The following is an 18,254-nucleotide window of genomic DNA, read 5'->3' as shown; positions in this document are numbered from 1 at the left end:
TAATTTTAGATTATTTTAAAGTGTAGTATGTCTTCGTTTCATTACTGTATGCTCAGTTTTGTCATTTCTGTTTTCAATTTTATTGAGGTTCTGTCTGGAAATATCTAGAACATTTGCAAGCTGTGACTGTGAAATACCACAGAAGGTACGCTTTTTTTTAGCAGTTTATAAATTCAATATCATTTATCAAAGAAAGGGCGTCTCAGATTAGCTTGCTAAGCAAAAGCTATCTGAAGAATGCCCTTTCTTTGCAAATTTTCTTTGAAGTGATAACTAAGACTAGTATTCAGAACTGATTGACTATGTTTTTATAAAGGACAAGGAGAGCGTGAAATTCAATGGGTATGTGACGTTTATTGACATTGCATATAGGTATGTTTATAGTATAAATATAAAAGGAGTGTTGTTATGGAAACAAGAAGTGAAGATAGTAAGAGAAAGTTATTTATGTAAATTAAGGTGGTGGTTTATTTGTTCTTACTCATACAATTTCATAGGATTTTCATTTAGTTTATAACCAAACTTCAAATTGGGAGAAAGAGCAGGCCTTAAAGGTAACAGAAGATTTAATTCAAAAGAAAACTGATTTTAATGTTATAATATGTCAAGATGATAACTCTGCTACAGGAGCAGGGCAAGCTTTAAAAGATGCTGGTCTTAAAGTTAAAGTTATAGGCTTGGGTGGAAGTAAAGATGGATTAAAAGCTGTAACTGATGGGTTAATAGATGGTACAACTTATATGTCTGCTGTTGAAGAAGGTGCATTAGTCATAGAAAAGGCATCTAATTTCCTTAAAGGCGAAAAAGTTGAGCCTGTTACACAAATTAAACAAGTTGAGGTCAACAAGGATAATATCTCAGACTTTAAGGGTGAATGGTAAAAGATTACATATGTCAAAATTTATAGAGTTACTTTATATAGTTTCTAAAGTAACTCTTTATTTGAATACAACTTAGTGATAAGTTATTGGATAGTATTTCTAAACAAATAAAAAATTAATGTAAACAAAGACTTATTTATACTAAATTATAAGTCAAATTAATATAAACTTATGTAAAATGAGAAAACATTTAAGGCATTGAAAATACTAAGGTTCAAAAGAATTATTAAAAAAACATGAAAAAACATAAAAAAACTATTGAAAAAAATAAAAAAATTTTGTATAATTAAAGTTTTAAAAAGTGCGGTATACAAAGCCAATCCTTTTGTATATAATATATATAAATTAAGAAAAAGGAAGGGATATATATGGCCAGGCGGTTATTTTTAGAAAGGATTGGACTTATATTATTAGGTTCAGCAATATTAGCATTTGGAGTTTATAATTTTTACTATCTAAACAACATAACAGAAGGTGGAGTGTTAGGTATTTTACTACTGTTAAAAAATTTATTCAACATACAACCAGCAATAGCAAATATTGTAATTGATGGTTTACTACTTTTAGTAGGATATAAATTTTTCGGTAAAAAATTCCTGATATATTCAATAGTAGCTTCTATAAGTTTTTCAGTATTATATGATTTATTTGAGGCTATAGGACCTCTTGTACCACAATCACAAAATATGCTTTTATCAACTATTTTGGCAGGTGTAACTGTAGGAGTAGGAGTAGGGATAATAGTAAAAGCAGGTTGTGCATCAGGAGGAGACGATGCTTTAGCATTAGTAATTTCTAAGACTACATCTTTGAACATAGGGCAAGTTTATCTAGCAACGGATGTTATTGTATTGTTGTTATCACTATTTTATCTATCAGCGTTTGATATTTTTTATTCTTTGATTGCTGTTACGATTAGTGGTAAAGTAATTGATTTTATTTACTATCATGGTAAAAATTTAGATATGGATATGAGTAATGACATAGTTCCAGAATGTTAATATAAATTAAATAACAATATTTTTGAAAGGTGGCAAACTTGCCACCTTTTTTTATGTCTAAATTAAGTATAGAAGAGATAATTTTATTTTAATTTTTATGATTTTAAACTACTACATTACATTAAAATTTCTGGGAATACGATTTTTAGAATTTCATTTAAAAACCTCAAATTTATATTTATGCAATACTAATCAATAATAGATGTATCTTAACCCTATCTTTATACCTAAAATGATAAGATAAATGAAGTAGCAATATGAAACCAAAACTTATCAAATAAACTAAAGTAAATGGAGGAGTCGAAATGTTAGATATAGTGATGATAGCATCATTGGCCATAGGATTTATTTCCATGAAGTTGCTTGCTGGCTGGTGTGGGAAACAAACTGAAAAAAAATAATGTAATATATGGAGGGATTACCTATGTGGTTTCTGGCAGTTGTAATTGTAATGTTGATAGTATATTTGGTGTATGCGCTTATTAATCCTGAAAAATTCTAAATAATATAGAGATAATAAGCAAGTTGAATTGGGGGGAAAATTTTTATGGTACAGATAGTAATAGTATTGGCGATATTTATGATTTTAGTAATACCTATGGGTAAATATTTATATCATATATCCACTAATCAAAAAACATTTGGAGATAAAGTGTTTGATAAAATAGATAATTGTATATATAAGGTATGTAGCATAGATAAGAACAAAGAAATGAATTGGAAGCAATATGCTTTAGCTTTATTAGTTACAAATGCAGTCATGGTGTTTATAGGATATGTAATACTTAGAACTCAGAGCATGCATATTTTTAATCCTAATGGAATTAAAGGTATGGAACAAAGTTTATCATTTAATACAATAATAAGTTTTATGACAAACACGAATCTTCAACATTACTCAGGTGAATCAGGACTTTCATATCTTAGTCAAATGACAGTGATAATATACATGATGTTTACATCAGCGGCGACAGGATATGCAGCTGCCATGGCATTTGTAAGAGGGTTAGTAGGTAAAAAGAAAACATTAGGCAACTTTTATGTAGATTTAATTAGAATAACAACAAGAGTACTTTTACCAGGAGCTTTAATTATTGGTATTATATTAGTTACACAAGGAGTACCACAGACTTTTGCTGGTACAGAAACAGTAACTACTATAGAAGGAAAACTTCAAGATATAGCTAAAGGTCCTGTAGCAGCACTTGAATCAATCAAACACTTAGGAACAAATGGTGGAGGATTTTTTGGTTCAAATTCATCACATCCATTTGAAAATCCAACAATAGTATCAAATATAGTAGAGATGTTATCTATGATGATATTACCAGGAGCTTGTGTTGTTGCATTTGGACATATGATAAAGAACAAAAAACAAGGTTGGGTTGTATTTGGTGCAATGTCAATCATATTTTTAATAGGTTTAATGGTTTGCTTTAGAGCAGAAAGTGCAGGAAATCCTATCTTATCACAATTAGGACTTAATCAAAGCATGGGAAGTATGGAAGGTAAAGAAGTTAGATTTGGCATAGCTCAATCAGCATTGTTTACGACAGTGACGACTTCATTTACAACTGGTACAGTTAACAATATGCATGATACTTTAACTCCTTTGGGAGGATTAGTACCACTTTTAAATATGATGCTTAATGTTGTTTTTGGTGGTAAAGGTGTAGGCCTTATGAATATGCTAATGTACGCTATAATAGCAGTATTTTTATGTGGATTGATGGTAGGAAGAACTCCAGAATTCTTAACTAAGAAAATTGAAGGAAAAGAAATGAAGCTTATAGCTTTACTTATTATATTACATCCACTTTTGATACTTATGTTCTCTGGACTTTCAGTAGCGATACCAGCAGGTATTGAGGGAATTTCAAATCCTGGATTCCATGGATTATCACAGGTTTTATATGAGTTTGCATCTTCAGCAGCTAATAATGGCTCAGGGTTTGAAGGTTTAGGAGATAATACGATGTTCTGGAATATAACAACAGGTATAGTTATGTTTTTTGGAAGATATGTATCTATTATAATATTACTTGCAATATCAAGTTTATTAGCATCTAAGAACTCTGTAAATGAAAGCATAGGAACACTTAGAACAGATAATTTCACATTTACAATAATTTTAGTATTGGTTGTTTTAATTGTTGGTGCTTTAACATTTTTCCCAGCCTTAGCGCTTGGACCTATTTCAGAGCATCTAGTATTATGGCACTAAAAAATTGGGAGGGAGTAAAATTTTATGGAAACTAAAAAAACAAAGTTTATTACAAAAGATATTTTCAAAACTTCCATTATAGAAGCTTTTAAAAAATTAAATCCTAAATATATGATGAAAAATCCAGTTATGTTTGTTGTAGAGATTGGATTTATAGTAACATTGATACTTACAATAGTACCTAGTCTATTTGGTGATGGAGGCAATAACTTAAGAGTTTATAATGGGATTGTAACAATAATACTATTTATAACTGTTCTTTTTGCAAATTTTGCTGAAGCTGTAGCTGAAGGTAGAGGGAAAGCACAAGCAGATACATTAAAGAAAACTAGAAAAGATACAGTGGCAAGAGTTTTAGATAAATTAGGAAATGAAAAAATGATAAGTGCAAGCGAGCTAAAACTGGGAGATATTGTTTTAGTCAATGCAGGAGAAGTTATTCCAAATGATGGAGAAGTAATAGAAGGGATAGCCTCTGTGGATGAGTCAGCAATAACTGGAGAATCTGCACCTGTTATGAGAGAATCTGGAGGAGATTTTGCTTCTGTTACAGGAGGAACTACAGTTGTAAGTGATTGGCTAAAAATAAAAATCACAACAAAGCCAGGAGAATCCTTCTTAGATAAAATGATAGCTCTTGTAGAAGGAGCTTCAAGACAAAAAACACCAAATGAAATTGCTTTAAATACTTTATTGGTGGGGTTAACACTTATATTTATGGTTGTTTTAATATCTCTTTATCCAATGGCGAATTATGCAGGTGTTAAGATTCCAATTTCTACTATGATAGCACTTTTAGTATGCTTAATACCAACTACTATAGGTGGATTATTATCAGCTATTGGAATTGCAGGTATGGATAGAGTAACTAGATTCAATGTCATTGCAATGTCAGGAAAAGCAGTAGAAGCTTGTGGTGATGTTGATACTATGATTTTGGATAAGACAGGGACTATTACTTATGGAAATAGACTTGCATCAGAATTTATAGCAGTTGGAAATGCTGATTCAAAAGATTTAATAAACTATGCTGTTATCTGTTCATTAAAAGATGATACACCAGAAGGAAAATCTATAGTTGATTTAGGGATAAAACTAGGTTCAACAGGAAAAACAAAAGAGGCTGAAGAAGCTGAGTTTGTAGAATTCTCTGCACAAACTAGAATGAGTGGTATAAATTTATCTGATGGAACAGCTATTAGAAAAGGGGCTTATGACAGTATAATAAATCGAGTAAAATCCTCTGGTGGATTAGTACCAGACGATTTAGAAGAAAGTGTAAATAGAGTAGCAAAATTAGGAGGGACACCTCTAGTAGTGTGTGTCAATAATGAGATATACGGTATTATCTACTTAAAGGACACCGTAAAATCAGGGCTTGTAGAAAGATTTGCTAGACTTCGTGAGATAGGAATAAAGACGATAATGTGTACAGGAGATAATCCTTTAACAGCAGCTACAATTGCAAGAGAAGCTGGTGTGGATGGATTTATTGCAGAATGTAAACCAGAAGATAAGATAGAGGCAATAAAAAAAGAACAATCTGAAGGAAAAATAGTTGCTATGACAGGGGATGGAACAAATGATGCTCCTGCACTTGCTCAAGCGGATGTGGGTCTTGCTATGAATAGTGGTACAACATCTGCAAAGGAAGCAGCAAACATGGTAGATTTAGATTCAGACCCAACTAAAATATTAGAAGTGGTTGAAATAGGAAAACAGCTTTTAATAACACGTGGTGCTTTAACAACATTCAGTATAGCAAATGATGTTGCAAAATACTTTGCAATTATACCAGCTATATTCACCCTTGCAATACCTCAAATGGAGATATTAAATATAATGAAACTTTCTACATCATTTAGTGCGATATTATCAGCTTTAATATTTAATGCTATAATCATCCCATGTTTAATACCTCTTGCTATGAAAGGGGTAAAATATAGACCTATGAAATCACAAGCTATGCTAATGAGAAATATGCTGATTTTTGGTCTTGGTGGGGTTATAGTACCATTTTTAGGAATAAAAGTAATTGATTTATTAATTACACCTTTAGTAATGGTTCTTAATTTAGGTTAATAAATGGAGGATATAAAAATGAAAACATTAAAACCAGCATTGCTTGTAAGTATTGTATTGTTATTTGTTTGCGGACTTGTATATCCACTTGTTTTAACAGGGGTAAGTCAAGTTGCATTTAAAGATAAAGCTAATGGAAGTATGATAGAAGTAAATGGTGTAAAGGTTGGTTCAGAGCTTATTGGTCAAAGTTTTACAGATGCAAGATTTTTTAAGGGAAGAGTTTCATCAGTAAACTATAATACTTATACAAAAGAAGATTTAATACCAGATAAGGATGGAAATACAGTTTATGGCGGTGTTTCATCAGGTTCTTTTAATTATGGAGCAACTAATCCAGAGCTTCATGATAGAGTTCAAAAAGATATTGAAAAGTTTTTGAAAGATAATCCAGGTGTAAAAAAAGAAGATATACCAACAGATTTACTTACAGCATCAGGTTCAGGACTTGACCCTAATATAAGCCCTGCTTCTGCAAAGGTTCAGATACCTGCTATAGCAAAAGTATCAGGAATATCAGAGAGTAAATTACAAAAAATTGTAGATGATAATACTTCAAAAAAACTTTTCGGAGTTTTAGGTGAAGATAGAGTTAATGTGTTAAAGGTTAATGTAGAGGTTGCAAAAATATTAGGTCTTATATAGTATTTTGTAGAGTTTTTGTAGTGGAGTATTGTGTATGACTTAGCATAAAGCTTGAAGTTTGAAGAGTGAAAATCGATAATGATTTTCACTTTTTTGTTTGAATATTACTAATATTAGGAATAAAACAATTGTAGGGATAAAATCCAAAAAAAGGTTGCATTATCAAAATGATAATACTATAATATATTTATCGTTATCAATTTGATAATAGATTTGGACATATAGGAGGAAGTAGTATGTTATATAATAACGCATTAGAGTTGATAGGAAACACACCTGTAGTAAGATTGAATAATTTAGGATGTACTAACGGGTGTTCTAACATATATGTAAAATTAGAAAAAGTAAATCCAGCTGGAAGTATAAAAGATAGAGCAGTTTATGAAATGCTAGAAGGATTAGAAAAAAGAGGAGAATTAAAAAAGGGAGATGTACTAGTAGAAGCAACTAGTGGAAACACTGGCATTGCATTATCCATGATAGGAAGATTAAAAGGATATGAAGTAGTAATAGTAATGCCAGAGACTATGAGTATCGAGAGACGAGATTTAATGAAGGCTTATGGAGCAAATTTAGTACTTACAGATGGAAAAGCTGGAATGGCAGGTTCTATAGAAAAAGCAAACGAATTATTGAGAGAAAATCCAAATTATAAAAGTTTGAAACAATTTGAAAATAAAGACAATCCAAATGCACATTATAAAACAACAGCAGTTGAGATTATGAATGATGTTAAAGATTTAGATATATTTGTATGTGGAGTTGGAACAGGTGGTACTTTAATAGGGACTGCAAGATATTTAAAAGAGCAAAATCCAAACATAAAAGTAGTTGCACTTGAGCCAAAAAAATCTCCAGCTATATCAGAAAATAAAACTGGACCTCATAAAATACAAGGAATAGGAGCTAACTTTGTTCCTGAAAATTATGATTCTAGTGTAGTTGATGAAGTAATATTAGTGGATGATGAAGATGCTTTTGATACAGTTAAATTACTTGCATCAAAAGAAGGGATTTTGGTAGGTATATCTTCTGGAGCAAATATATTTGGTGCTATGGAAATGGCGAAAAAATATCCAAATAAAAAAATAGTAACAGTAGCTCCAGATGGAGTAGATAAATATATGTCCATGGGAATATTTTAATAATTTTATTTGAGGGAGTGAATACTTTGTTTAAAAAAATAAATAAAGATATTGAATATATAATGAAAAATGATCCAGCAGCTAGATCTAAGATAGAAGTTTTTTTACTATATCCATCAGTGCATGCAATGATAATGCATAGAATAGCTCATTTTCTTTATAAGAAGAAGATGCTTTTTACAGCTAGATTAATATCCCAGATATCCAGATTTATGACTGGTATAGAAATACATCCTGGGGCTAAAATGGGAGAAGGTATTTTGATAGACCATGGAATGGGTGTTGTAATTGGTGAAACAGCTGAAGTGGGAAATAGAGTAACAATATATCAAGGAGCTACTTTGGGTGCTACAGGAAAGGATACTGGAAAGAGACATCCAACTGTTGGCGATGATGTATTAATTGGAGCTGGAACAAAAATACTAGGACCTTTAAATATCGGTTCTAATTCAAAAATTGGTGCAAATTCAGTTGTTGTTAAAGATGTACCTAATGGAGCCACAGTTGTTGGTATACCAGCAAAAATAGTGAAAATAAGAAATCTAGAACCTGTAAAAAAGAATAAAAGAGAAGTATCCTACGAATACGAAGAGCTAGACAATGTATATTATATATAGTCATAACACAACTATAAAATAAATTTTATAAAATTTATTTTGAAAAGGTATTATTTTCAAATTTGAGGACATAATAAAAAAGAACTGAAGGTCAAAGTTTTAGTTCGCCAATCTTTGGTAAACAAAATTTTAAATTTGTAACGTTTAGGAGGATTTTATTATGAAAGCAAATGTTAATCAAGATACTTGTATAGGTTGTGGATTATGTCCATCAATATGTCCAGAAGTATTTGATATGAAGGATGATGGAAAATCACATGTTATAGTTGATGAAATACCAAGTGATGCTGAAGAATCAGCAGCAGAAGCTAGAGAAAGCTGTCCAGTTGATGCAATAGATGTGCATGAATAAAATAAAAGCCTATAAAGATTGAAAACTCAATCTTTATAGGCTTTTATTTTTTATTGAGTTAAAATTTCAGTTCCTGTCTCTGTAACTAAAATCATGCACTCCCATTGAGCAGATAATTTACCATCTTTTGTGTAGATAGTCCAATCATTTTCTTCATCAACAAAAATCTCATGAGTTCCTTCATTTACCATAGGTTCTATCGTAAATATCATTCCAGGAACCAATAACATTTCAGTTCCTTTTTTAGAAACATAACTTACAAATGGGTCTTCATGAAAATTTAGTCCAACTCCATGCCCACCAATTTCCCTAACAACAGAATATCCATTTTCTTTTGCATAAGAATTAATAGCATCACCTATATCACCCAAGAATCCCCATGGTTTAGCAGCCTCAAGACCTTTTTGAATGCATTCTTTAGTAACTTGAACCAATTTTTTTGCATTCTCTTTAACATTTCCTACCATAAACATTCTTGAAGCATCTGAGTAATATCCATTAAAAATAGTAGAAACATCTACATTTATAATATCTCCATCCTTTAATATGATGTCTTTACTTGGGATACCATGACAAACTTCATTGTTTATTGATGTACATACACTTTTAGGAAAACCATTATAATCTAGTGGTGCAGGAATAGCTCCATTTTCTAATGTAAAGTTGTGAACTAATTCATTTATATCTTCTGTAGACATTCCAACTTTAATTTTATCCGAAATATAATCTAAAATCTTTGTGTTTATTACAGCACTTTTTTTTATTTCTTCAATTTGTGTTGCATTTTTTATGATGTCATGAGTAGGTACAATATGACCTAGCTGAGCGAATGAATTTATTCTATTATCTATATCCATATGACATTTTTTATATTTTTTAGTACTTCCACACCAACAAGTATCATTTCTGTTTAATTTCATAACTCTTCATCCTTTTATTATTTATTTAAATCATGGGTTACATAAACTATTTTAAAATATAACCATTAGAAATATTATAACATAAATATCAAAAAGTCTTTTATAAAGAGTAATTTATTAAATAGAAATATATTATTAAGTATTAATGTATTTCATAGCTTAGTTCTAATTCTTCAAGAAAATTATATGTTAAAGGACAATTTTCTTTCAATATATTTTTTGAGTCTTCATCAAGATAATAATGCACAAATGATTCCGCAAAAAATTCTTCTGGGAATTTACTAATGTATGCATGTGCAACTTGTTTAGGGTCATAAAGTTTATATTTTTCTTGAGTAAACACTTCCATAAATTCTTCTGAATTTGATTTTTTGTCTAAGACATTTTTATCTATGGCATGTGCAGTTTCATGTAATTCCAAATTTTTAGCTGAATGAACATTTGCATAACTAGGGTTACTATAACCTATTTTAGCTACAATAGAGTTGTTTCTATATACCCCAGGTACATCCTTCCAAGTTTTACCTGATCTTACCCAACACGGAGGTAATTGGTGTTTTAAATCACTAAATTCTGGTTCATCAGTTAAATTTGAATTTATTAATTTTATAACTATATCTTTTTCTTTAAGTGTTTGTAGATATTTTCCATTTATGTTTGAAAGTCTGTTTTTCATGTTTTCAACTTCATCTTTATCATAGTCTGAATTATCTGGAAGTATAAGCATTTGTTCAATTATATCTATATTACTTTCTCCTATATTTTCACTGTTTTCGTTAACTTCATATTTGAGATTATCATCTTGATAAAGAGTCATATTTGTATTGTTTTCTGAAAGATAGGAGTGAATATTTTCTAAATCTAAAATGTTCATTTGATGTAAAATATTTTTTGTTTCACCACTCCATACCACTAAAGAAAGTGAATTAAAGTTAATCAGTGGATTTTCTTTCATTTTTGTTTCATTACTTATACTGACATCGAATACATATTCAATGGAGTTTTCTATATCAAGATTGTTTGTGTTCTTCTTAAGATATAGATATGCTTGTCTTAACTCTATATAAATGTTATCTAAATATTCGTCAAAAAATTCTGATAGATTGTTTGTAAATATTTCTTCGCTTAAAAGTTCGCTTTTATCAGTTACACTTTCAATTAAAGTATTAATTTCTTTTATCATCTCAGAAATATTTATCTTCTTACTTGCTTTTTCATCAGACACATTGCATGGTGCAAGAGCAATGCAATAAAAATCTTCTTCTTTTTTGTAAAAGGCTTTAAGTGATTTTGACAAAAGTGTAAAGTATACACCTATCTGTAAATTGACTTTAAATAAGTTCTTTTGTGATAATTCAATATTATTGCTTTTAGCTGTAATTAAATTGTTTTCCATAATCATTGCCCCCTTTTTATTAGGTTATCATAATTTTTTTATATATGTCAATTTATTTTTTTGAAAATTATAATTTTTTTGAAAATTTTATTTTTTATATTTGTGAATTTTTTGTTAGAAGAATAAATATGTTATTAATATGTCAAAATTTAGCGTCAAATACTCTTAGAATCTACTTTACTAATTTGCATTTGAGTTATTGTTAGAGCTGATTAATATATATAATTTACAGCAGTTTTTTTTATTTTATAATATAATGTTTATATATTTAATTTAAGGATGTGAATTAAGATGTATTTTACATATATTATAAGATGTAAAGATGATTCTCTATATACTGGATATACTAGCAATATAGCAAGAAGAATGAATGAACATAAGCTAGGAATTAATTCAAAGTATACAAGAGCAAAGGGATTTAAAAAGTTAGAAGTTTACTTTGTAACAAATACAAAAAGTAATGCAATGAAATTAGAATACTATATAAAAAAATTAACTAGGGATAAAAAATTATCTATAATAAAAAATCCCAATATACTTATAGATTCAATTGACAATAAAGAAAATTACATTATTGGAGAACAGATAAAAGAACTGAAGTAAGTGTCTTTAATTACATAGTAAATAAATGTATATAGTGTAAAAACTTGACAATAAATACTATTGTAATATAATGAAGTTATAAATATAATAAATTAAAATAGCTAGGGGAGCCAAGAGCTGAGAGGAATACCGACCCTTACACCTGAACTGGATAATGCCAGCGTAGGAAAGCTTAGTATAAAACTTAAGTATGTATTATTTGTGATATATGCGAATTTCTAAGCTATACCTATTGTAGGTATAGCTTTTTTAGTTAATTTATTTAAATTAAATTTTTAGGAGGGTATAAATGAGTAACTATAAAATACCAACACTTACAATAGCTGGTTCAGATTCATCTGGAGGAGCTGGAATCCAAGCTGATTTGAAAACTTTTAGTGCAATTGGCACATATGGAATGAGTGTAATAACAGCTATAACGGCACAAAATACTCAAGGTGTTTTTGCGGTAGAAGATTTAAGTCAAAGTATAATAAAAAAACAAATAGAGGCAGTATTTGATGATATACCTCCAAGAGCAGTAAAAATAGGAATGGTTTCAAGCCCAGAAATTATACTTGAAATAGTTGAAAATTTAAAAAAATACAATCCAGAATATTTAGTAGTAGACCCCGTAATGATATCTAAAAGTGGATATTATTTATTAAAACCAGAAGCAAAGGAGAATCTAATTAAATATTTAATACCACTTGCATATATAATTACACCAAATATTCCAGAAGCAGAAGAAATTACAGGAATAAAAATACATAATGTAGATGATATGAACAGTGTAGGAAAGAAAATATTAGAGCTTGGACCTAAATTTGTTCTTATGAAAGGCGGACATTTAGATGGAGAAGCAGTGGATATTTTAGTTGGTAAAAATATATTTGAAGTGTATAAAAGTGAAAGAATTGATAAAAAAAATACACATGGAACAGGATGTACATTATCTTCTGCAATAACATCTTACCTTGCATTAGGTTATGAAATAAAAGAAGCAGTAAAATTAAGTAAAATTTATATAACAGAAGCAATAAAAAATAGTTTTGATATAGGTCATGGAGTAGGTCCAGTACATCATTTTTATAAGTTTGAATAGTAAATAAAATTTTATGGAGGTAGAATATGTATAATTTAATTGAAGATGCAAAGAAAGTAAACCCATTAGTAATTCACTATACTAATAATGTAACAATAAATGATTGTGCTAATGTAACCTTAGCTATAGGTGCAAGCCCTCTTATGAGTTTTTCATATGAAGAAGTAGAAGAAATGGTAAGTATAGCAAATGCTGTAGTTATAAATATAGGAACCATGAATTCAAATATATTAGATTTGTTTTTATTGGCTGGAAAGGTTGCAAATAAATACAATAAACCTGTTATCTTAGACCCAGTGGGAGTCTTTGCAAGTAAAGCCAGAGCAGAACTTACAAATAAGCTTCTAAATGAAGTTAAATTTGACGTGGTTAAAGGGAATATAGCAGAAATAAAATTTATAGGTGGTTTTGATGTAATGGGTAAGGGGGTAGATTCCTTTGATGATGAAGAAGATTCTACTGATATAATAAAAAAAGTTTCTGAAAAGCTTGAATGTATAGTTGCCGCAACTGGAAAAATAGATATAATAACTGATAGTAAGAATACATATAAAATAAATAATGGAACTGAGAAGCTAAAAGGTATTACAGGTACAGGATGTATGACTGCTAGCTTGATTGCAAGTTTTATGGCTGTGACTAAAAATACATTAGAAGCAGCTACAATGGGTGTACTTACAATGTCATTAAGTGGAGAGTTGGCTAATTTAAATAATCCACCAATAGGTACATTTAAAGAAAAGCTAATGAATTCTATTTACCAAATGGACGAAGAGATTATAAGTAAATACTCTAATATTGAATTTTTAAATGAATAAATGCTCAACAGGAGGATGTAAATGATAGATAAAGAATGTTTAAAAAAAGACTTAAAGTTATATTTAGTGACTGATTCTGAAATGCTAGAAGGTAGAGATTTTTATAAATGTATTGAAGATGCAATAGCTTCTGGAATAACAACTGTGCAACTTAGAGAAAAAAATGCTTCTGGAAAAGAATTTTTAAAAAAGGCTATGAGGCTAAGGGAAATAACTAGAAAACATGGTGTTAAGTTTATAATAAATGATAGAGTAGATATAGCAATTATTTGTGATGCAGATGGAGTACATGTAGGACAGAGTGACATTGATGCCAAGGAAGTTAGAAAGCTTATAGGGAAGAATAAAATACTAGGTGTATCAGCAAGAACTTTAGAAGAAGCTATCTGTGCAAAAAATGATGGTGCAGACTATTTAGGTATAGGGTCTATATTTACAACATCTACTAAATTGGATGCTAAATCCGCATCATTTGAAACTGTCAAAGAAATTAAAGAAAAGGTAGATATACCATTTGTATTGATTGGTGGGATAAAACTAGATAATATAGATAAACTTAAGTGTTTAAATAGTGATGGATATGCTATAATATCTGCAATATTAAAATCTGAAAATATTTGTGAAGAAGTAGAAAAGTGGACATTAAAAATATAAAATAAGCTATAGTAGTGAAAAAATTGGAAAAATTTGATATAATTTAAAAGTAAAATACAGGAAGTTATAAATGTAAACTTTTCTACATATACTTTTTAATCAGAATATATGTAGATTTGATTAAAAAGGAGATATTAATGATTAGGATATTATTAGTGTGTGTTGGTGGTATGTCTTCTACTTTATTAGTAAATAAAATGGAGAAAGATGCAAAGAAAAGAGATATAGACTGTAAAATATGGGCAGTTGGAGAAGGAAATATAAAATCAGAACTTGGTAATTTTGATATTTTACTTCTTGGACCACAGCTTAGATTTATGTTTGATGATGTAAAATCTATAGTTGGAGATAAAGCTCCAGTAGCTATAATAGATATGGTAAACTATGGTACTTGTAATGGTCATGCTGTATTAAATACAGTACTAGAAATACTAAGTTAAATCAATCTTCTATAGTGAACTCTATGATATAGAGTTCACTTTTTATATTCTTTAGCAAAAATAAATGATGAAAGGAGTACAGAAAAAATTAAACATCCTGATATAATATTCGAATTAAAATTTGAAGAATTGAAATTTATTAATGTTAAGGTTACAAATATTATCCTTATAAAAATCATAGCTTTTTATATTTCTATCAAAATTTAAGATTTTACAAATTTTTTCTAATCAACTATTAATATTCTTTTTATTTATTATATACTAAATAAAATTTAAAATCATTAATTTAAGTCTAATAGAATATTCTTAATAAAAAAATATATCGAAATTTTTTTCTAATTTTTTATTTTCAACAAGGCTGATTTAAATTATTCATCTTTATAGATTCTTAATATATAATTAATTTAGAAAAAATTATTTCTAGATGAAAAATTAATAAAGGAGAATATGATGTTATCATTATCTATAATATTTATGTGTATAGTATTTTAAAATTTTACTCTTACTTAAAAAAGATAGAGTTGTTTTTATATGTACTTTATTCCTAAATTTGCACTAATATATAAATGATACATTGGTATTATTGACATTTATATTGGAGGTTGATTATGAAGAATGAGATTTTACGTTTTATAAATGAAAAGGTATTATTTAACAATTTTGATGAACTTAAAAACCAGAGTGGTATAGTAACAGAAGATATAGTAAAAAAATTTAATTTAAGTAGAACTCAATCAAGTCGATTATTAAATGACTTGGTAAAGTCTGATAATCTTATAAAGATAAATAGTAGACCTGTTATCTTTCTACCAAAAAATAAGATAAATGATGCAATAGGTCCTACAAAAAAAAGTATTTATGAAAGTGTTGATGAACTTAATAATGAGTGTAAATTATTAAAGCAGGAAATTGTATTTAACAGTATTATAGGTCATGAAAGTAGCCTAAAAGAGGCAATAGAACAAATAAAAACCGCTGTACTTTATCCAAATGATGGACTTACAATAATGCTAACAGGCGAAAGTGGTGTAGGTAAAACTTTTTTAGCGAAGGTAATATATAAATATAGTGTAAGTAGTAATATATTAGAAAAAAATTCTCCATATAATGTACTAAACTGTGCACAATATTATAATAATCCAGAGTTATTATCAAGTATACTATTTGGACATGTCAAGGGAGCTTATACTGGAGCAAATGAATCTAGAGCTGGGTTAATAGAGAAATCTGATGGTGGTATATTATTTTTAGATGAGGTACATAGATTAAACAGTGAAGGTCAGGAAAAGTTATTTACATTTATGGATACAGGTACATTTTCTAGAATTGGAGAGAATGGAGTAAATAGAAGTGCTAAGGTAAGACTAGTATTTGCTACAACAGAAAGCTTATCTGAGTTTTTGCAGACTTTTTTAAGAAGAATACCTATAAATATTTATGTTCCAAATATAGAGGAAAGAGGAACTATTGAAAAAAGGAAGATTATAGAACATTTTATATATGAGGAAAGTAAGGTGCTTGGTTTACCCATAGAGATAACTCAAATTACATTAAATACAATTTTAAAGATAAAATTCAAAGGTAATATAGGTGAATGTAAAAATGTAATAAAATATGCATGTGGAAGGGCATATGCAAAAAATCAAAAAAGAAATGGAAATATTTTTGTTACACTTCAAGACCTTCCTAGAAATATTTATATAGAAAATGTAGATATATTTCAGTTCCAAAGTGCTAAAAGCAAAAGTATTGTGTTTTCTCCTAAACAATTTAATATTGAGACATCAAATGAAGGAAATAAAAGAAATATAATATATCAAAGTCTTATAAAGTGTTTAGATTATTTTGATAGACTAGAAAAAAAAGAAATAACGAAAGAGTTATTTAGTGAAAAGAGCTCCAACTTAATGATTAGATTAATGGATAACTTAGTTTTTTCAAATAATGATGAAAATAAAAATGTACTTATGGAGCTTATAATATCTATAATGCAGGACATATTTAGAAATTTAGAAGTTAACAACAATATAAAATATGATGGGAATAATGTATTAGCATTTTCTTCGTATCTTTATTTGAAGGATGAGTCTTATCAATTGTCTGATGAATGTAAAATCTTACAAAGTAAATTACTAACATATTTAAAAAAAGAGAATTACAAAGAATACTCTATAGTAAATAAAGTATCGACATTAATAGCAAATAGATTGGATATGTACCTTAATAATGTAGATATAATTATAATGATTATATTTATTAAGTCAACCGTTATAAGAATGAGGTCTAATAAAGTTAATGCAATGATTATAGCACATGGGTATGCTACTGCTAGTAGTATGGCAAATGTATGTAATCGTATGTTGGGTAAAAATGTATTTACAGCTATTGATATGCCAATAGATTCGACAATTGCTGATGTATCAAATCAAATGTCTAGATACTTGGAAGGAGATAGGATAAAAAATGGACTAGTTGTGTTATTTGATATGGGCTCTCTTAATCTGATATATGAAGATTTAAAGAGCAAAATAAATAGTCCAATGTTGTTTATAGACCAAATATCCACTATTTCTGCATTAGAGGTAGGCAACTTATTAATGCAAGGTAAAAATATTGAAGATATTGCAGAAATTATGGATGAAGAAATTAAACCCAATATACAATTGTATTATCCTCAAAAAAATAAGGAGTATGCTATAGTATCTTCTTGTTTTACTGGGATAGGTACTGCTATAAAAATCCAACATCTACTTTCAGAAAGTTTAATTGGTATAGTTGATGTTAAGATAATACCTCATGATTATGAGAGTCTTGTTTTTATGGGAGGTAAAGATCCAATTTTTAAGATGTATGATGTATTGGCCATAGTAGGAACTGCTAATCCAAATGTAAATGGAGTAGATTTCATACTGTTAGAGGATATAATATCAGGAAAAGGAGAAGAGGATGTCTTTAGAATATTTAGTAAAGTAGTAGAAAGTGAAAAAATCAAAAACATAAATGATTCTATCATAAAGAATTTTTCTTTGACTAGAGTAATAGATAGTCTGACTATTTTAGACTCAAAAAAAATAATAGAGAGAATAGAAGAAGGAATCAACGCTATAGAAAATAATCAAAAGAAAAAACTTCCTAATGATAAAAAAATTGCTTTATATGTTCACTTAAGTTGTATGATTGAAAGATTAGTTAGACAAGCTGAGATTGAAGAGTATACTGATATGAATTTATTAATTAAAAACCATCACAGTGAAGTTAAACTAATAAAAAATGCATTTAGTGTGCTAGAAAAGAGTTATAGTGTGCATATATCTATTTCAGAAATAGGATACATCTATAATATTATTTATGGTCCACTTCAGTAAAATACAGTATTAAAAAATAAATAAATA

The 18,254-nt window shown here is 28.7% G+C and carries 16 protein-coding genes, 2 pseudogenes and 1 riboswitch; of the genes and pseudogenes, 15 read left to right on the top strand and 3 right to left on the bottom strand.

Annotation, left to right across the window (positions count from 1 at the left end; translation table 11 throughout):
* Window positions 1-15: 15 nt before the first annotated feature.
* Window positions 16-144, bottom strand: a pseudogene (locus KGF36_RS03445) (helix-turn-helix domain-containing protein); the annotation flags it as partial.
* Between the two features lie 377 nt (window positions 145-521).
* On the opposite strand from KGF36_RS03445, the pseudogene KGF36_RS03440 reads away from it, so the two are divergent.
* The 9 genes and pseudogenes from KGF36_RS03440 to KGF36_RS03400 form a co-directional block, all read left to right on the top strand.
* Window positions 522-881: pseudogene (locus tag KGF36_RS03440) on the top strand (sugar ABC transporter substrate-binding protein); the annotation flags it as partial.
* 368 nt (window positions 882-1,249) lie between these two features.
* Complete coding sequence (locus KGF36_RS03435) at window positions 1,250-1,882, top strand: YitT family protein (RefSeq protein ID WP_227827442.1); 633 nt, start codon at window positions 1,250-1,252, stop codon at window positions 1,880-1,882.
* Between the two features lie 409 nt (window positions 1,883-2,291).
* The gene (gene kdpF / locus KGF36_RS20370; protein ID WP_413894737.1) at window positions 2,292-2,384 is read left to right on the top strand and encodes a K(+)-transporting ATPase subunit F; all 93 of its coding nucleotides are present in this window, start codon (window positions 2,292-2,294) and stop codon (window positions 2,382-2,384) included.
* A gap of 45 nt (window positions 2,385-2,429) precedes the next feature.
* Window positions 2,430-4,106: a potassium-transporting ATPase subunit KdpA gene (gene kdpA / locus KGF36_RS03425; protein WP_255626184.1), complete on the top strand. Its 1,677-nt coding sequence runs from the start codon at window positions 2,430-2,432 to the stop codon at window positions 4,104-4,106.
* Between the two features lie 24 nt (window positions 4,107-4,130).
* Window positions 4,131-6,188, top strand: coding sequence for a potassium-transporting ATPase subunit KdpB (gene kdpB, locus KGF36_RS03420; protein ID WP_227827443.1), 2,058 nt, complete (start codon window positions 4,131-4,133; stop codon window positions 6,186-6,188).
* A gap of 18 nt (window positions 6,189-6,206) precedes the next feature.
* Window positions 6,207-6,833: a K(+)-transporting ATPase subunit C gene (locus KGF36_RS03415; protein ID WP_227827444.1), complete on the top strand. Its 627-nt coding sequence runs from the start codon at window positions 6,207-6,209 to the stop codon at window positions 6,831-6,833.
* A 236-nt stretch (window positions 6,834-7,069) separates the two neighbouring features.
* On the top strand, window positions 7,070-7,978 hold the full coding sequence (gene cysK, locus KGF36_RS03410; protein ID WP_227827445.1) for a cysteine synthase A: 909 nt from the start codon (window positions 7,070-7,072) through the stop codon (window positions 7,976-7,978).
* Window positions 7,979-8,004: 26 nt separating this feature from the next.
* Window positions 8,005-8,595 (top strand): serine O-acetyltransferase EpsC, encoded by a 591-nt coding sequence (gene epsC / locus KGF36_RS03405; RefSeq protein WP_227827446.1) that lies wholly within the window; start codon window positions 8,005-8,007, stop codon window positions 8,593-8,595.
* A gap of 160 nt (window positions 8,596-8,755) precedes the next feature.
* Entirely contained in the window at window positions 8,756-8,947 is a 192-nt protein-coding gene (locus KGF36_RS03400) for a ferredoxin (RefSeq protein ID WP_227827447.1), read from the top strand.
* 50 nt (window positions 8,948-8,997) lie between these two features.
* Here the strand turns inward: KGF36_RS03400 and KGF36_RS03395 are convergent, their stop codons facing one another.
* Both KGF36_RS03395 and KGF36_RS03390 read right to left on the bottom strand, forming a co-directional pair.
* Window positions 8,998-9,867: a methionyl aminopeptidase gene (locus KGF36_RS03395; protein ID WP_227827448.1), complete on the bottom strand. Its 870-nt coding sequence runs from the start codon at window positions 9,865-9,867 to the stop codon at window positions 8,998-9,000.
* Window positions 9,868-10,009: 142 nt separating this feature from the next.
* Window positions 10,010-11,263, bottom strand: a complete 1,254-nt coding sequence (locus tag KGF36_RS03390) for an anthrax toxin lethal factor-related metalloendopeptidase (RefSeq protein ID WP_227854561.1) — start codon at window positions 11,261-11,263, stop codon at window positions 10,010-10,012.
* 291 nt (window positions 11,264-11,554) lie between these two features.
* Between KGF36_RS03390 and KGF36_RS03385 the strand changes: the two genes are divergently transcribed.
* From KGF36_RS03385 to KGF36_RS03360, 6 genes are all read left to right on the top strand, one after another.
* Window positions 11,555-11,866 carry a GIY-YIG nuclease family protein gene (locus tag KGF36_RS03385; RefSeq protein ID WP_227827450.1) on the top strand — a complete coding sequence of 104 codons (312 nt, stop codon included), beginning with the start codon at window positions 11,555-11,557 and terminating at the stop codon, window positions 11,864-11,866.
* A 93-nt stretch (window positions 11,867-11,959) separates the two neighbouring features.
* A riboswitch (TPP riboswitch) is annotated at window positions 11,960-12,052 on the top strand.
* A gap of 103 nt (window positions 12,053-12,155) precedes the next feature.
* The gene (thiD, locus tag KGF36_RS03380; protein ID WP_227827451.1) at window positions 12,156-12,950 is read left to right on the top strand and encodes a bifunctional hydroxymethylpyrimidine kinase/phosphomethylpyrimidine kinase; all 795 of its coding nucleotides are present in this window, start codon (window positions 12,156-12,158) and stop codon (window positions 12,948-12,950) included.
* Window positions 12,951-12,976: 26 nt separating this feature from the next.
* A complete protein-coding gene (gene thiM / locus KGF36_RS03375) occupies window positions 12,977-13,768 on the top strand; it encodes a hydroxyethylthiazole kinase (protein WP_227854560.1) in 792 nt (263 codons plus the stop codon).
* A 21-nt stretch (window positions 13,769-13,789) separates the two neighbouring features.
* The gene (thiE, locus tag KGF36_RS03370; protein ID WP_227841410.1) at window positions 13,790-14,422 is read left to right on the top strand and encodes a thiamine phosphate synthase; all 633 of its coding nucleotides are present in this window, start codon (window positions 13,790-13,792) and stop codon (window positions 14,420-14,422) included.
* Between the two features lie 137 nt (window positions 14,423-14,559).
* Window positions 14,560-14,862 (top strand): PTS sugar transporter subunit IIB, encoded by a 303-nt coding sequence (locus KGF36_RS03365; RefSeq protein ID WP_227850816.1) that lies wholly within the window; start codon window positions 14,560-14,562, stop codon window positions 14,860-14,862.
* A gap of 608 nt (window positions 14,863-15,470) precedes the next feature.
* On the top strand, window positions 15,471-18,227 hold the full coding sequence (locus KGF36_RS03360; protein WP_227854559.1) for a sigma 54-interacting transcriptional regulator: 2,757 nt from the start codon (window positions 15,471-15,473) through the stop codon (window positions 18,225-18,227).
* The last annotated feature ends 27 nt before the right edge of the window (window positions 18,228-18,254 follow it).

Source organism: Clostridioides sp. ZZV14-6009 (genome assembly GCF_020658095.1).
Lineage (GTDB): Bacteria > Bacillota > Clostridia > Peptostreptococcales > Peptostreptococcaceae > Clostridioides.
This window is presented reverse-complemented; position numbering and strand designations above follow the sequence as displayed.

Coding starts and splice junctions, on each gene's coding strand:
- KGF36_RS03435 (WP_227827442.1), top strand. CDS start 1,250: ATGGCCAGGCGGTTATTTTTAGAAAGGATTGGACTTATATTATTAGGT.
- kdpF (WP_413894737.1), top strand. CDS start 2,292: ATGGAGGGATTACCTATGTGGTTTCTGGCAGTTGTAATTGTAATGTTG.
- kdpA (WP_255626184.1), top strand. CDS start 2,430: ATGGTACAGATAGTAATAGTATTGGCGATATTTATGATTTTAGTAATA.
- kdpB (WP_227827443.1), top strand. CDS start 4,131: ATGGAAACTAAAAAAACAAAGTTTATTACAAAAGATATTTTCAAAACT.
- KGF36_RS03415 (WP_227827444.1), top strand. CDS start 6,207: ATGAAAACATTAAAACCAGCATTGCTTGTAAGTATTGTATTGTTATTT.
- cysK (WP_227827445.1), top strand. CDS start 7,070: ATGTTATATAATAACGCATTAGAGTTGATAGGAAACACACCTGTAGTA.
- KGF36_RS03400 (WP_227827447.1), top strand. CDS start 8,756: ATGAAAGCAAATGTTAATCAAGATACTTGTATAGGTTGTGGATTATGT.
- KGF36_RS03395 (WP_227827448.1), bottom strand. CDS start 9,867: ATGAAATTAAACAGAAATGATACTTGTTGGTGTGGAAGTACTAAAAAA.
- KGF36_RS03390 (WP_227854561.1), bottom strand. CDS start 11,263: ATGGAAAACAATTTAATTACAGCTAAAAGCAATAATATTGAATTATCA.
- KGF36_RS03385 (WP_227827450.1), top strand. CDS start 11,555: ATGTATTTTACATATATTATAAGATGTAAAGATGATTCTCTATATACT.
- thiD (WP_227827451.1), top strand. CDS start 12,156: ATGAGTAACTATAAAATACCAACACTTACAATAGCTGGTTCAGATTCA.
- thiM (WP_227854560.1), top strand. CDS start 12,977: ATGTATAATTTAATTGAAGATGCAAAGAAAGTAAACCCATTAGTAATT.
- thiE (WP_227841410.1), top strand. CDS start 13,790: ATGATAGATAAAGAATGTTTAAAAAAAGACTTAAAGTTATATTTAGTG.
- KGF36_RS03365 (WP_227850816.1), top strand. CDS start 14,560: ATGATTAGGATATTATTAGTGTGTGTTGGTGGTATGTCTTCTACTTTA.
- KGF36_RS03360 (WP_227854559.1), top strand. CDS start 15,471: ATGAAGAATGAGATTTTACGTTTTATAAATGAAAAGGTATTATTTAAC.